The organism is Aggregicoccus sp. 17bor-14, from assembly GCF_009659535.1.
In the GTDB taxonomy this organism is placed as follows: domain Bacteria; phylum Myxococcota; class Myxococcia; order Myxococcales; family Myxococcaceae; genus Aggregicoccus.
On record NZ_VJZZ01000013.1, the window covers coordinates 50,220 to 64,128 of the forward strand.

9 protein-coding genes and 1 pseudogene are annotated in these 13,909 nt (G+C 74.8%); 2 read left to right on the forward strand and 8 right to left on the reverse strand.

The genetic code is table 11. The features are described from left to right. Positions 1 to 4: 4 nt before the first annotated feature. The 8 genes and pseudogenes from FGE12_RS22760 to FGE12_RS22795 all read right to left on the reverse strand — a co-directional run bounded on the left by FGE12_RS22760 (position 5) and on the right by FGE12_RS22795 (position 11,923). On the reverse strand, positions 5 to 382 hold the full coding sequence (locus FGE12_RS22760) for a response regulator (RefSeq protein ID WP_194798174.1): 378 nt from the start codon (positions 380 to 382) through the stop codon (positions 5 to 7). After that, positions 379 to 1,926, reverse strand: a complete 1,548-nt coding sequence (locus tag FGE12_RS22765) for an ATPase domain-containing protein (protein WP_153868680.1) — start codon at positions 1,924 to 1,926, stop codon at positions 379 to 381. The genes FGE12_RS22760 and FGE12_RS22765 overlap by 4 nt, the downstream gene beginning before the upstream one ends. Positions 1,927 to 2,384: 458 nt before the next feature. Next, positions 2,385 to 3,512 (reverse strand): annotated as a pseudogene (locus FGE12_RS22770) (DNA replication/repair protein RecF); the annotation flags it as partial. 19 nt (positions 3,513 to 3,531) lie between these two features. Further along, a complete protein-coding gene (locus tag FGE12_RS22775) occupies positions 3,532 to 5,958 on the reverse strand; it encodes a hypothetical protein (protein WP_153868681.1) in 2,427 nt (808 codons plus the stop codon). Continuing rightward, a complete protein-coding gene (locus tag FGE12_RS22780; RefSeq protein WP_153868682.1) occupies positions 5,955 to 6,851 on the reverse strand; it encodes a CsgG/HfaB family protein in 897 nt (298 codons plus the stop codon). Before FGE12_RS22780 ends, FGE12_RS22775 begins: the two co-directional genes overlap by 4 nt. A 529-nt stretch (positions 6,852 to 7,380) precedes the next feature. Continuing rightward, the gene (locus FGE12_RS22785) at positions 7,381 to 7,740 is read right to left on the reverse strand and encodes a hypothetical protein (protein ID WP_153868683.1); all 360 of its coding nucleotides are present in this window, start codon (positions 7,738 to 7,740) and stop codon (positions 7,381 to 7,383) included. Positions 7,741 to 7,849: 109 nt separating this feature from the next. Next, on the reverse strand, positions 7,850 to 9,715 hold the full coding sequence (locus FGE12_RS22790) for an ATP-binding protein (protein WP_153868684.1): 1,866 nt from the start codon (positions 9,713 to 9,715) through the stop codon (positions 7,850 to 7,852). A gap of 147 nt (positions 9,716 to 9,862) precedes the next feature. Next, positions 9,863 to 11,923 (reverse strand): APC family permease, encoded by a 2,061-nt coding sequence (locus FGE12_RS22795; RefSeq protein ID WP_153868685.1) that lies wholly within the window; start codon positions 11,921 to 11,923, stop codon positions 9,863 to 9,865. Positions 11,924 to 12,185: 262 nt separating this feature from the next. On the opposite strand from FGE12_RS22795, the gene FGE12_RS22800 reads away from it, so the two are divergent. Next, positions 12,186 to 12,518 carry a hypothetical protein gene (locus FGE12_RS22800; RefSeq protein WP_153868686.1) on the forward strand — a complete coding sequence of 111 codons (333 nt, stop codon included), beginning with the start codon at positions 12,186 to 12,188 and terminating at the stop codon, positions 12,516 to 12,518. A gap of 7 nt (positions 12,519 to 12,525) precedes the next feature. Further along, positions 12,526 to 13,908 carry a sigma-54 dependent transcriptional regulator gene (locus tag FGE12_RS22805; RefSeq protein WP_153868687.1) on the forward strand — a complete coding sequence of 461 codons (1,383 nt, stop codon included), beginning with the start codon at positions 12,526 to 12,528 and terminating at the stop codon, positions 13,906 to 13,908. Position 13,909 lies beyond the last annotated feature (1 nt).

Consider the following 13,909-nt stretch of genomic DNA (forward strand, 5'->3'; position numbering starts at 1 on the left):
CCTCCTAGCCCTTCTCCGGGCCCGCGAGCCGGTCCAGGGTGGCCAGCAGCGTGCCCAGGTCGAAGGGCTTCTCGAGGAAGGCGTCGCAGGCGAGCGCGCCGCCCTCCTGCCGCTCGAGCACCTCGCGCGGCACCGCGCTCATCATCAGCACGGGCAGGCGGCTCCACTCGGGGCTCGCGCGCAGGTGCGCGAGCAGCTCCCTGCCCCCCATCACCGGCATCATCACGTCCAGCAGGGCCACGTCCGGCTTCGCCTCGGCCAGGCGCGCGAGCGCCTCGCGGCCGTGGGCGGCCGTGAGCACCCGGTAGCCCTCGTCCTCGAGGATGCCCTGCAGGGCATCCACGATGGCGTGCTCGTCGTCGACGAGCAGGACGGTTCTCACTTGCTCCCCCCGCGCCCCGGCGCGCGCTTCTTGGCGCCCTTCGGCGAAGCCTTCGACGGGGGCTTGGCCCGCAGGGCGCGCTCCGTGCGCGGCTTGCTCTGGCCGGTGAGCAGCGAGTCCACGTCCCGGAAGGGGCCGCCCACGCGGAAGCCCTGCGCGCTGATGTGCAGCTCGCGCACGCTCGTCTCGTGGTTGCTCTCGCGCGTCTTGAGGATGGTGATGGCGCGGCGCAGCTCGCCGTCCATCTCCACCTGGCGCAGGAAGAGGTGGTTCTCCACCAGCGCGCTCATCGCCTTCACCGGCGCCTCCACCTCCGGGCCGAAGAGCAGCCGCGTCTCCTCGGTGAACACCGCCGTGACCCCTTGCGCGCGCAGCTCGTTGGTGAGCACGGCGAAGAAGCGGTTGATGCGCTCGGGGTGGACGGTGGCCTCCTTGAAGCCGATCAGCCCGTCCAGCAGCAGCCGCTTCACCCCGCGCGCCTTCACCGTGATCAGCAGCCGCTCGCCCAGCGCGTCCAGCAACAGCTCGCTGGGCGGCTGCCACAGGGCCTGCAGCAGCCCGCTCTTCAGCGCGGGGCGCAGGTGCAGCCCGATGCCGTCCGCCTTGGCCATGAGGCGCGGCGGGCTCTCGTAGAAGCCGAAGTAGAGGCAGCTCTCGTTGCGCTGCACGCCCTCGTGCAGGAACTGCAGGCCCAGCAGCGTCTTGCCGCTGCCCGAGGGGCCCATCAGCAGCGTGACGCTGCCGCGCTGCAGGCCGCCGCCCAGCATGCGGTCCAGCTCGGGCACGCCCAGCGGCAGCTGCCCCTCCTGCTCCTGGGGGATGACCGCGTTCTCGCCCAGCTGCGCCTCGAGCCGCGGGTACACCGTGATGCCGTGCCCGGTGATGACGAAGGTGTGCTCGCCGCGCAGGTGCGCGCTGCCGCGGAACTTGCGCACGTTGAGGTGGCGCACGCTGCGCACCCCCACCAGCTCGTCCTTCAGCTCGATGAGCCCGTCCACCATGGTGTGCTCGGGGTGCACGTCGTCCGGGCCCTGGCCGTTGGTGAGCAAGAGCGTGGTGCAGTTCATCACCCCCACCAGGGTGTTGAGCTCGTGGATGAACTCCTTGAAGGCGAGCTCGTTGGCGGCGTTGTGCGTCGCGCTCACCAGGCCGTCGATGACCAGCAGGCTCGCGCGGTGCTCACGGATGAGCTTGCGCAAGCTCTCGAGCAGCCCCGCGAGCCCCTCCTTCACCAGCGTGCGGTAGGCGCTCACGTACTGGAACGCGGTGGCCAGCGGCTCGGCGGTGAAGAAGTCCATCTCGCGCAGGTGCGCGAGCATGCGGCTGTGCGTCTCGGCGAGGAGGGTGACGTAGACCACCCGCCCGCCCCCCTTCACGTGGTGGTAGCAGAACTGGTTGCCGAGGATGGTCTTCCCCGCCCCGGGCATGCCCACGACGATGTAGGTGCCCCCCTGCAGCAGGCCGCCGTGCAGCACCGTGTCCAGGCCCTCGATGCCGGTGGACACGCGGGGCAGGTGGACCGAGGGGGATTCGACTGCGCTCATGGCGGGGGTGCTCCGAGCGCCCGGGCCGCACGCGCGGTGGGCCGGGCCCATAGGGGTGCCAGCGCGAGAGGGCCCGCGGCCAAGGCCGCGCCCGTGCGCCGGAGCGCTTGGTTGTAGCACCCGTGCCGCGATTGGGAAGGCGAACATCTCGCCCCTTCAACCGCCGGGCGCCCTATTCCTCAGCCCACGGTACGAGCCGAGCCACCGCGGGCGGCCGGGGAGCATGGGAGCCCCATTCCTGGGGGAGGCCGCCCGCGAGGGCCCGAGTCCATAAGCGCACCCGCGCGGGCGTGCACGGTCCCGCGCCGCGCCCGTCCTCAGTGCGCCCGGGCAAGCGCGGGCGGGGCATCGGGTGCGGGCTCGGCGGGTTCCGACGCGCCGGGCTCCGGCACCTCGGCGGCCTGCAGCGCCGCGGCCTCGGCCGCAGGCCCGGCGTTCGTCGCCGGCGCCCCCCACCCCTCGGGCCCCGCGCCGCGCTGCACCTGCCCCGCGGCGACCTCGAGCCACAGGGTGTCGGGGCCGGCGGCCGCGCCCACGAGGCTGCCCTCGGTGGTGGTGAGGAAGGTCTGCGCGCCGCTCGCGTGCAGGTAGCCCATGAGGTACGCGTTGCGCTCGGGGTCCAGCTCGCTCGAGACGTCGTCGAGCAGCAGCAGGGGGAGCACGCCGAGCGCCGCCTCCAGGTTCTCGATCTCGGCAATCTTCCACGCGAGCACGAGCGCGCGCTGCTGCCCCTGGCTCGCGTAGGCGCGCGCGCTGCGCCCGCCCAGCGTCACCTCCACGTCGTCCGCGTGGGGCCCCACGCTGGTGAAGCCGCGGGCGAGGTCGCGCTGCAGCCGGTGCGCGAGCACCTCCTGCAGCCGCGCCGCGAGCGCCCCCTCGTCCAGGCTGTGCACGTCTCCCAGGTGGCTGGGGTGGTAGCCGTACGTCGCGCGGGCCTCGGTACGCCCGATGGCCTCGAAGGTGGCGCGCGCGCGCGGCGCGAGCTCGGCCATCAGCGCGCGGCGGCGCACGAGGATGCGGGCGCCGGCGCGCGCGAGCGTGGCGTCGTAGGCCTCGAGGTACGCGGGGTCGGGCACCTGCCCCGCCCCCTCGCGCAGCAGCCGGTTGCGGCTCTTGAGGGCGCGCGCGTAGCTGCGGCTCTCCTGCAGGAAGGCCGGGAAGCGGTTGAAGACGGCGCGGTCCAGGAAGGTGCGCCGCTCGTCCGGGCCGCCCTTGATGACCCCGAGGTCGTCCGGGGTGAAGGCCACGACCGACACGCCGCCGAAGTACTCCTCGAGGCTCTGCGCCTTCTTGCCGTCCACGAAGGCCTGGCGCTGGCCGCCCTCGACCTCTACCGCAATCTCGCGCTCCGCTCCCCTGAGCAGGAAGCGGCCGGACACGCGCGCCTTGCCCGTCCCCCAGCGCACCAGCTCCGAGAGGCGGGTGGCACGCAGCGGCTTGAGGGTGGCCAGGACGTAGAGCGCCTCGAGCAGGTTCGTCTTGCCCTGCCCGTTCTGCCCCACCGCGATGCTGGCGCGCGCGCTGGGCGCGAGGCGCACCTCGGCGAGGTTGCGGAAGTCCTGGACCTGGAGCGAGAGGAGGCGCACGGGGGCGCTTGCTATAACCTCATCCCGCGCTTTGCGCGCGGCCGACCTCGTAGGCGAAGCCCTGCGCGGTGAAGAGGTAGAGCATGTCGCGGCCCTCGCGCCGCAGCACCTCGAGCCGCGCCCCCGCGAGCTGGGCCCCCGTCACCCCCGCCGGCAGGGGGACGGCCGTCCAGGCGAGCAGCTTCCCGGCCGCCGTGGGGGTGACGGCCTGGTACAGCCCCGCCTCCCCCAGCGCGAGCGTCCAGCCGCCCACGCTCGCGTAGTCGCGCACCTGCTCCGCGCGCCCGTCCTCGCGCACCAGCCGCCCGGTGAGCGGCAGGCCTCCGGGGAGCCGCAGCACGGTGCCGTCGCGCAGGCCCACGCGCCCGTAGGCTGCCGGGGGCTCGCCCACGCTCCACAGCTCCACCGGCTCGTCCACGCTCGCGCTCAGCCCCTCCAGCGCCCAGCGCCCGCCGGCGCGCACCCGCGAGAAGGCGAAGAGGTTGCGGCTCGTCACCACCCAGCCCGCCACGTCCAGCTCGCTGCTGCCCGCGAGCGTGACGGCCCGGTTGCGCGCGAGCGAGCGGATGGGGAAGCCCGGCTCCGGCGTGAGCCGCGGCGCGAGCGTGCTCGCCGCGGCCTGCGCGCTCAGGGGCGCGGCCGGGTCCAGCTCCCAGTAGTAGAGCTGGTCCGCCGCCGAGAGCACCATGCTCGCGCGGCTGCCCTCGCGCGTGCCCACCGCGTGGAAGGGGCCCTGCGCGGGGCTGCCGTCCGGGGCGAGCAGGCGCGGCCCGAAGCCGCCGCCCGCCCCCGTCTTCACCAGGTCCCCGGAGCTGAGCACGAACCAGTCCTCGAAGCCCTCCACGCGCGCCGCGAGCTGGAAGCGCTCGTCCAGCGCCGCGGGGTCGGCGACGCCGTTCGCCGCGTTGAGCTCCGCGAGCGTGAGCACGGTGAGGCCGTTGCCCCCCGGGCGCCCGAGGTCCACCGCCACCGTGCTCTCGGTGATGGCGGCCAGGTTCGTCTTGCCCGCGCTCGCCGCGTCCGTCACCAGCGTGGCGGCGAGCGGCGCGCGGTCCAGGTAGAGCGGGCGCGCGGTGGAGAGGCGCGGGCCGAACCACACCTGCCCGCTGCGCCCGCCGAGCGAGAGCGAGGCACCCTGGGTGGCGTCCACGGCGTTCGGGTCCGCGCTCAGCTGCGCGAGGTCGAAGGGCGCCTCCACCGGCTCGCGCAGGCACGCGTCCAGCGGGCTCGTCACGCTCGCCCCCGTCACGCGCCACAGCGAGCGCGCGCCGCCGGAGGCCTCGCACAGCACCTCCACGCCGAGCGCGCCGCCCGTCACGGGGGTCGCCGCGAGCAGGCGCCCCTCGCGGCAGGGGGCGCAGTCACTCCAGGCGCGCACCAACTCGTTCTGCGTGGGGTCCGTGGAGCGCGAGAGCACCCAGGTCGCGAGCGAGTCCACGCGCGCCGGCACCGGCAGCGCGTAGTTGAGGGCCCACAGCGCGCCGTCCTCGCTGCGCCGCAGCTGGCTGTGGCGCAGGTCCACGAGCGGCAGCAGCGCCGCGTCGTCGATGAGCGGGTCGTTGCGGTTGAGCACCCGCCAGTCGCCGGCGAGCGGCGTGTCCAGGCGCGCGAGCAGCCCCGGGCCGTAGGCGGCCACCGGCACCAGCGCGCTCTTCGCCGAGAGCAGCCGCTCCACCTGCGCGCGCGGCGCGGCGCGCACGTCCGTGTACGCGTAGCTCCACACCGTGTCGTCCACGCGCGGCGCACAGGTCTCCTTCCCGCCCGTGCACGGGTGCGCCCCGCCGTTCGCGTCCACCGTGAAGGCCTGCGGCAGCGCCTGGTAGGTCCCGTCCGTGCGCAGCTCCCCTGCCCCGCCGTCCGTGCGCAGCGCCGCGAGGAAGCTGCTGCCCACGCCGCCGTCCGCGAGCACGCTGAGCTCCGCGCGCAGCGCGCCCACGTCCCCGAGCGGCTTGCCGGTGCCCGGGGTGAGCACCGCCTGCGTGCCGCCGTCCGCCAGGTTCACCAGCGCCACGTTGCCCGTGCTGGTGAGCAGCCCCAGCTGCGCGCCCGCGAGCGCCGCGCCCGAGAGCTCCGGCAGCGGCGCATTGGGCGAGAGCGGCGCCACGCCCACCGGCGTCACCAGCAGCGGGCCCGCCGCGTCGTCCTCGTCCGCGAGCCACAGCCGCAGCCGCGCGTCCCCCGCGAGCAGCCGCAGCGGCGAGTCGAGCGCGCCCGGGCTCACCCGCGCCTGCGCCGCGTAGCTGGGCACGGCGCCCGGCACGAAGGTCTCCGGGTCCTCCGGCTGGCAGCGGTCCTCGAGCCCGCACACCCAGCCGGACGGACAGCCCTGGTCGCGCACCGCCTCGCCCAGGGCGAAGTCACAGGGGAAGGCGTTGCCCTCGTCGAGCTTCAGCCCGCCCGAGCACGCGCACAGCAGGAGCAGGCCGCACAGTCCCAGCGCCCTCACGGCAGCACCCCCGCCAGGGCGAAGCCGCGTCCCGTGGGCACCAGCGCGATGCGCGGTCCGCCTTCGGGCGGCGGCATGAGCAGGAAGCCCGCCGCGAGCAGCCCCGCGCCCGCGCCCATCGCCACCAGCGCGAGCGTCTTGTCGCGCCCGAGCCGGCTGTTCTCCTGCCGGTAGTAGTCCAGCTCGCGCAGGTTGCGGCCCTGGCAGGTCCCGTTCACCGGGCCCTCCGGGCACAGCTCGTCGTTGAGCACCTTCTGGCGGCTGAGCGCGATGAGCCCGTACACGCCGCCGCCCAAGAGCGCCGCGCTCCCCGCCCCCAGCAGGCTGTAGGGCAGCACCCGGCTCGCCGGCGGCGGCAGGGGCGCGCCGCTCGCCTCGGCCACCGTGTAGGGCACCAGCTGGCGCAGCGTGGAGAGCTCGCGCGCGAGCCGCGTGCTGCGCCCCACCGGGCGCCCCTTCACCGTGTCGAGGACCTGGAGGCTGAGCTCGTAGGTGGGGCCCAGCTTGCTCAAGGAGCCGCTCAGCACGTAGCGCGCGCCCAGCGCCCCGCCCACGTCCTGCGCGCAGGCCTCCGCGCGCGCGTCACAGGTGCCCAGCAGCTGCCGCTGGCGCTCGGCCGTGAGCAGCGTCTCCACGTCGCGGCGGCTGAGCACCTCGAAGAGGTTGCGCTCGGTGAGGCTCTGCACGACGGCGTCCGTCAGCGCGGCGGCCTCCTGCGCGGAGACGCCCTGTGCACTGAGGTCGGTGACGAGCAGGCGCGGCTTTGCCTCCGCGCTCGCGCGCGGCTGGGTGCCTGCGGGTGGCGGCGGCAGCGGCAGCGGCGGCTGCTGCGCTCCTGCACTCGAGGCCCACAGCAGGCAACACAGCAGTCCTGTCCCGGCACGCATCGACACTCGGCTCTCCCCCCAACAGTCTGAGTTGCGCCGAGCCTAGTTCAGAAGCGCGCACTTGCCGCGTTCCTGGCGCAGCGGTCTCCTCTCGCCTTTCACGGAGGCAGAGGGACGGGTCCGTCGCACTGTGAACCGCGCGCATCGGCTCTATGGGAAGCCGGGACGGGACGGGCTCCCGTCGCATGCGCCGAGCGCGGGCGGGCGCTGCCCTGCGAGGCGCTCCGGGGAAGCTCGGGAGATTTCAAAACCCCCGAGGTTTGTAGACAGCACCGCACCGACCTGCGCCCGGGAGGGGTACCCCCGGGGCGCGAAGTCGCGCGCACCTGTTCTGAGATGTCGGGGGTATTGCGGTAGTCCTTACAGGCCCCGCGGCCTCGCCTCCTGGGGGGCCGCACCAGGATGGAAGCGGGCCCGCTCCCGAGCCTCCCTGGAGCGCTGCGCAGGCCGACGCCCGCGCGCGCTGGACATCCACGAGGCGAGCCCGTCCCGCCCGTCCTCATCCCGAGCCGCAGGAGCAGCGGGCGTCGCGGACCTAGCGCGCCGGTGCCGGGACGTCCGCGTCCGTGAGGTCCTTGCATGCGCCGTCGCACTCCGGGAAGAGGCGCAGGTAGCGCGCCTGCTCGGTGCACTCCGCGCGCACCGCCGGCGTCCCTCCGTCCTTGCAGAGCACCTTGTAGCGCCCGAGCGCTTCCTGGAACACGGCGGTGCGCTGCGCGGGGGTGAGCGTGCCCACCGCGCGCTGCTCGCCGCGCGTCTGCCACAGGAGGAAGAAGCCGCCGAAGAGCACGAGCAGCAGCAGCGCGACGCCCATGCGTCCCAGGCGGGGGCCCATGCTGCGCTCCGAGAGGACCGGCTGAATGACCCGGCGGGGCGAGACGTGAGGGGAGTTCATCACGGCGGCACCTCCTGCGCACACAGGAGGAATCTAAGAACCCCTCCCTGCGCCGGCCACGTCCTGCGAGGGGAGGGGCGTGCGGGAGCGGGGGCGCGAGGCTGCCTGCTCAGGCCCTGCCCCTCTCGTCCCTGCCCTCCCGTGGGGAAGGGGGGACCGCAGGGACGTCGAACCAGAAGCACGCCCCCTGCCCCGGCTCGGTCTCGAGCCCCACCTCCCCCTCGTGCGCCTCCACGATCTCGCGCACGATGGACAGGCCCAGCCCTGCCCCGCCCCCCGGCGCACCCGGCACCCGGTAGAACTTCTCGAAGACCCGGCGCTGGTGCTCGGGCGCCACGCCCGGCCCCTCGTCCCGCACCTCGAAGCGCACCCGCCCCGCCTCCTGCCGCACGCCCACCTCCACGCGCCCTCCGGGAGCACTGTGGCGCACGGCGTTGGAGACCAGGTTGCTGAGCACCAGCCCCAGTCGCTCGGGGTCCACCTCCAGCAACCCCACCCCGGCCGCGACGGAGGTGCGGAGCACGAGCCCCTTCTGCTCCGCAGACATGCGGTGCGGTCCCACGCCCAGCTCCAGCAGTTCGTCCGTGCCCACCTGCCGCCGCTGCATGGCGAGCCGGCCCTCCTGGATGCGCTGCAGGTCCAGGAGGTCGTCCACCAGGGTCTGCAGGCGCTCGCAGTCCTCGCGCGCCGCGAAGAGCAGCTCCTCCTGCTTCCCGCTCACCGGCCCCGCAGCCCCTTCCGCGCACAGGTGGATGGCCATGCGCAGGCTCGTGAGCGGCGTGCGGAACTCGTGCGCCACCGTGGCCACCAGGTCGTTCTTCAGCGCGTCGAAGCGCTTGAGGCGCGTCACGTCCTGCAGGATGACGGTGGCCCCGATGATGCCCGCGCGCTCCGCATGCACGGGCGAGCCGCGCGGCAGGAAGTAGCTGGGGCCCTCGCCGCCCTCCACCCGCACCGCCTCCTCGTAGCCGCGCGGGAGGAAGGGCCCCCGGCCCTCCAGCACGTGCCGGCGCACCCGCTCCAGCACCTCGCGCAGCTCGGGCGCCGCGCGCGCGAGCGGGTCTGGCGCTCCCTCCACGCCGGGCCCCAGCAGCCGCTCCGCCGCGCCGTTCAGGTTGAGCAGCCGCTGGTCCACGCCGAACACCAGCACCGGATCCGGCAGGCTGTCGATCGCCGCCTGCGACGCCGCCTGCGCCTGCAGCAGCTCCCCCAGCGAGCTCTCGCGATAGCGCCTCAGCGAGTCCGCCATGGCGTTGAACTCCGCCGCGAGCTGCGCGAGCTCCCCTCCCCCGGTGGGCTGCGCGCGCGCATCCAGGTCCCCCTGCCCCAGCCGGCGCACCGCCTCGCCCAGCAGCGTCACCGGCTGCAGCGCGCGGCGCGTGAGCGCCACCCCCGTTCCCAGCCCCAGCGCGAGCGCCGCGAGCACGCCCCCCAGCGCGAGCGCGTTCGCGCGCTCGCTCTGCTGCCGCTGCCGCTCGCTCTTGCGCACCATCGCATCCTGGTTCAGCGCCAGCACCTGCGCCGCCGCGCTCTCGAGCGCGCGCAGCGCGGGCTCCGTCGCGCGCAGGTACTGCACTCGCACCGCCCGTGGGTCCTCCGCTGCGACGGCCGCCTCCAGCTCCTGCTGGCACCGGCCCCAGCGCGCGCGCAGCTGCGCCGTCGCCTCCCGCTCGCCGGGCTCCGTGAGGTTTCCCTCCTGCACCCGCAGCTCCTGCTCGAAGCGCTGCCGGAAGCGGGAGACCTGCCCGAGCCCCCGCTCGCGCTCGCCCGCCGCGAGCAGCAGCACCCCGCTGTCGATGCGCTCGAGCGCCTCCTGCATGCGCTGCAGCGCGAGCAGGCTGCGGTAGTTGTCCGCGAGGATCTGCATCCCGCTCTCGCCCACGCTGCGAAGCGTGAGCACGGCGAGCAGCCCCACCAGCGCGAGCGCCAGCGCGAGCGGAGCCTGCGCGAGCAGCAGCCGGGTGCGCAGGCTCATCGGCGACCTCCCGGTGCGCGGCCGCTTCCCGCCCGCTGCTCGCCCTGCTCCGACCGTCCGCGCCGAGCCATCCCGACTCCTCCCGTCACCTGCCCCCTACTACGCCGCGCGACGCCGCGCCCTCCACCCCTGGCGCAGGGCGTCCCTCTACGCTGCAGTCCCGAGCACCCGCACGGGCAGCACCATGGCGTCCAGGCCCGCGAACTGCAGACGGCGCTGCAGCGCGTACCCCGTCTCGTTGTGCAGCAGGCCCTGGAACCACTTCTCGCGCTGGAAGACGAGCTTGCCCGCGAAGAAGACCGAGCGGGGGTAGACCCTGGCCACCTCGCGGCACAGCCGCTCCGCCTCGGCCACCGTCTCCGTGCCCACGCCCATGCGCGCGTCCGCGGCGAAGCCCAGCCGCCGCGCGAGCGCGACGTAGCGCGCGAGCGCGGCCTGCGTGCGCTGGCGCACCTCCTCCACCTCCTCCACGTCCTTGAAGCTGGCCGAGTCCACCACCCCCACCGAGACGAAGACGTAGTTGCGGAAGTGCCGTGGAAAGAGCCGCTCCACCGCGAGCAACTGGTGCACCCCCAGCCCCGCGTACTCCCCCACCAGGAGCACCGCCGTGGGCGCGAGCGGCTCCAGCGCGCGAGCCTCCCCGGAGGCCTCCCGCGGGAGCGCGGGGAGGATCTCGTCCAGGCGCCGCAGGTTGCGGCGCACCCCGCGATAGTGCGCGCGGATGAGGAAGCACAGCGCCACGAGGAGCCCGGTGAGCGCCAGCGTCACCCAGCCGCCCTGCCCGAACTTCTCGTACACGGTGACGCCGAGGATGCCGAGGCACAGCATCAGGCCCACCACGTGCACGGCGATGTGCCGCTTCCAGTCCGCGTGCCGCCGCCGCCCGCGCAGCCAGAAGCGGCACATGGCCGCCTGCGAGAGGCTGAAGGTGACGAACACGTTGATGGAGTAGAGGACCACCAGGTGCCCCACGTCGCCGCGCGTGTACAGCAGCGCCGCGAGCGAGGCCCCGCCCATGAGCAGCACCCCGTTCTGGGTGACGAGCCGGTCGGACAGCTGGGAGAAGCGGTGGGGCAGCCACGAGTCGCTCGCCATGTTGGCCATCACGCGCGGCCCATCGATGAAGCCGGCCTGCGCGGCGACGAAGAGCAGCAGCGCCTCGGAGACGAGGATGAGCAGCACGAAGGCGTGCCCCACCGCGCCCCCGCCGGCGTGCAGGGGCAGGCCCGCCGCGAAGCGCTCGGCCAGCACCGCGTTCATCGTCTTGCCCTCCACCGGTGAGACGCGCAGCAGCAGGTAGGCCAGCGTGATGCCCGCGGCCGTGAGCGCGAGGCTCACCGCCATGAGCAGCATGGTGCGCTTGCCGGTGTGCACCTTCGGCTCGCGCATGATGGCGAGGCCGTTGGAGACCGCCTCGATGCCCGTGTACGTGCCGCCGCCCAGCGAGTAGGCGCGCAGGAACAGCGCGAGCATGCCCACCCCGCCCAGCGTCCCCAGCCCCTCGGCGTAGCCGCTGCGCACCTCGGCGGCGAGCGCGGGCAGCTCGGAGAGGCGCCCCAGCACCGCGCCCGCGATGAGCACCGCGTGGCCCACCAGGAAGGCGAGGAAGATGGGGGTGAGCACGGTGACGCTCTCCTTCACCCCGCGCAGGTTCATCAGCACCAGCAGGGCGATGACCGCGAACACCGCCGGCAGCTTCCACGCGCCCAGGTGCGGCCCCAGGCTGAAGAGCGCGTCCGCACCCGCCGCCACGGAGATGGTGATGGTGAGCACGTAGTCGACGATGAGCGCGCTGCCGCTCACCACGCCTGCCCCCGCGCCGAGCAGCCGGGTGGCCACCACGTAGCCCCCGCCGCCGAAGGGGAACTGCTCGATGATGCGGCTGTAGCCGTAGGAGATGACGAAGACGGTGAAGGCCGTGGCCAGCGCGAGCCCCACCGCGAGGTACGTGTGGGCGCCCAGGGCCTTGAAGGCCTCCTCCGGCCCGTAGGCCGAGGAGGAGAGGCCGTCTGCGCCCAGCCCCACCCAGGCGAGGAAGGCGACGAGCGAGACGTGGTGGAACACGCCCGGGTCCTGCACGCTGCGCGCCCCCCCGAGCAGCCGCCTGCGCCAGCCACGCGGCCGCGGGAGCGCGGGCGCTGCGCCGGGGGCAGGAGGCAGGGGAGGCGGCGGCGCACTGCGCGCAGGCTCGCCCGGGTGTGTCGGCATGCGGAGCTCCTCGGAGCGGGGGACGCGCAGACCCGCGAGGGCTGCGCCCGTCCCTGCCCAGGAGCACGCGACGTGCCGCCGCGACCCGCCGGGCCGGACCCAGCAAGGTCGCTCCCTTGGCGCGCGCCGCCGCGCCCCCGTCGTGCAACTTGCAACCCTGCCCCCGCAGCGCCGTGCAAGGCGCACGCTGCAGCGGGGCGCCCCCGGCGCGCTCCCGGAGCCGGGGGCGGGTGGCATGCCGCAAGCAGTGGATGAGGAGGCCATGACTCCCCTGACCGATGCCGCCCTCCCCTGCCGCCGGATGCTCGGCTCTGGTGGAAAGCTGCTGCTGCTCGTCACGCTGCTCCTGCTCCTCGCCGCGCTGGGCGTCCGCTCCCTCGCAGAGCGCCAGCTGCTCGAGGCCATGCCCGCGCCCCGGCGCGCGACCCTCCTGCAGGCCGAGCTGCTCACCTTCCGCCTGCGCTGCGGCGAGGACGTGGCGCACCGCTCGGAAGCGGACTGTCGCGAGCGCGCGCGCAACGTGCTCAGCTTCCCCGAGTGCGGTGCGGCCTGCAGGCAGGCCGTCGAGGCCTACGCCCCCGCCGCCACGCGCTGAGCGCCCCATGGACCTGCCCGCCCCCCGCTCCGACGTCCTCCCGCCGCCTCGCCCCCTGCGCGTGCTGGTGGTGGACGACGAGCGCAACATCCGCAGCACCCTGCGCCTGTGCCTCGAGAGCCTCGGCTGCGAGGTGCGCGAGGCGGCGGGCCCCGAGGCGGCGCTGGCCGCGCTCGCGCAGGCGCCCGTGGACCTGTGCTTCCTCGACCTGCGGCTGGGCACCGCGAGCGGCATGGAGCTGCTGCCCCGGCTGCTCGCCGAGGACGCCTCGCTGGACGTGGTGCTCATCACCGCCTACGCGAGCTTCGACACGGCGGTGGAGGCCGTGCGCCGCGGCGCGCGCGACTTCATCGCCAAGCCCTTCACCCCCGCGCAGGTGCGCCACGTGGTGGCGCGCACCAGCGAGCGACGCGACCTGGCGCGCGAGCGCGAGTCCCTCCAGGCGCAGCTGGCCGAGGTGAGCCCCGAGGCCCTGCTGGACACGCGGGCCCCGGCCATGCGCGCCGCGCTCGCGCTCGTCTCGCGCGCGGCGACCTCCGATGCCGCGGTGCTGCTGCGCGGCGAGAGCGGCACCGGCAAGGGCGTGGTGGCGCGCGCGCTGCACGCGCTCTCCGCGCGCCGCAGCCGCCCCTTCGTCACGGTGAACTGCCCCACGCTCTCCGAGCAGCTGCTCGCCAGCGAGCTGTTCGGCCACGCGCGCGGCGCCTTCACCGGCGCGGTGAGGGACCAGCCGGGCCGCGTGGAGCAGGCGGAGGGCGGCACCCTCTTCCTCGACGAGGTCACGGAGATGAGCCCCGCGCTGCAGGCGCAGCTCTTGCGCTTCCTGCAGGACAAGCAGTTCGAGCGGCTGGGCGAGGGGCGCACCCGCCATGCCGACGTGCGCGTGGTGGCGGCCACGAACCGCGACCTGGACCCGGCCGTGGCCACCGGGCGCTTCCGCGAGGACCTGCTCTACCGGCTGAACGTGGTGGAGGTGACGCTGCCGCCCCTGCGCGAGCGCGCCGAGGACATCCTCCCGCTCGCGCGCCGCTTCCTCGCCTTCTTCGCGCGCGCTGCCCAGCGCCGCCCGCCCGAGCTCTCGGCCGCCACCGAGGCGCTGCTGCGCGCCTACCCGTGGCCCGGCAACGTGCGCGAGCTACGCAACGCGCTGGAGCGCGCGCTCATCGTCTGGCCCGCGGACGTGCTCGAGCCCCAGGCCTTCCCCGAGCGCATCTCGGCGGCCGGGGGCCACGGCGTAGTGCTCGGCGGGCCGCACACGCTGGAGCAGGTGGAGCGCGAGCACCTGCTGCGCGTGGTGGGCAGCCGCCCGAGCCTCGACGAGGCCGCGCGGGTGCTCGGCATCGATGCGTCCACGCTGTGGCGCAAGCGCAAGAAGTACGAGGCGGAGTGAG

Bases quoted from the DNA above. Each gene is read 5' to 3' on its own strand.
- FGE12_RS22795 (WP_153868685.1), bottom strand. From the start codon at position 11,923: ATGCCGACACACCCGGGCGAGCCTGCGCGCAGTGCGCCGCCGCCTCCC.
- FGE12_RS22765 (WP_153868680.1), bottom strand. From the start codon at position 1,926: ATGAGCGCAGTCGAATCCCCCTCGGTCCACCTGCCCCGCGTGTCCACC.
- FGE12_RS22790 (WP_153868684.1), bottom strand. From the start codon at position 9,715: ATGAGCCTGCGCACCCGGCTGCTGCTCGCGCAGGCTCCGCTCGCGCTG.
- FGE12_RS22800 (WP_153868686.1), top strand. From the start codon at position 12,186: ATGACTCCCCTGACCGATGCCGCCCTCCCCTGCCGCCGGATGCTCGGC.
- FGE12_RS22805 (WP_153868687.1), top strand. From the start codon at position 12,526: ATGGACCTGCCCGCCCCCCGCTCCGACGTCCTCCCGCCGCCTCGCCCC.
- FGE12_RS22785 (WP_153868683.1), bottom strand. From the start codon at position 7,740: ATGAACTCCCCTCACGTCTCGCCCCGCCGGGTCATTCAGCCGGTCCTC.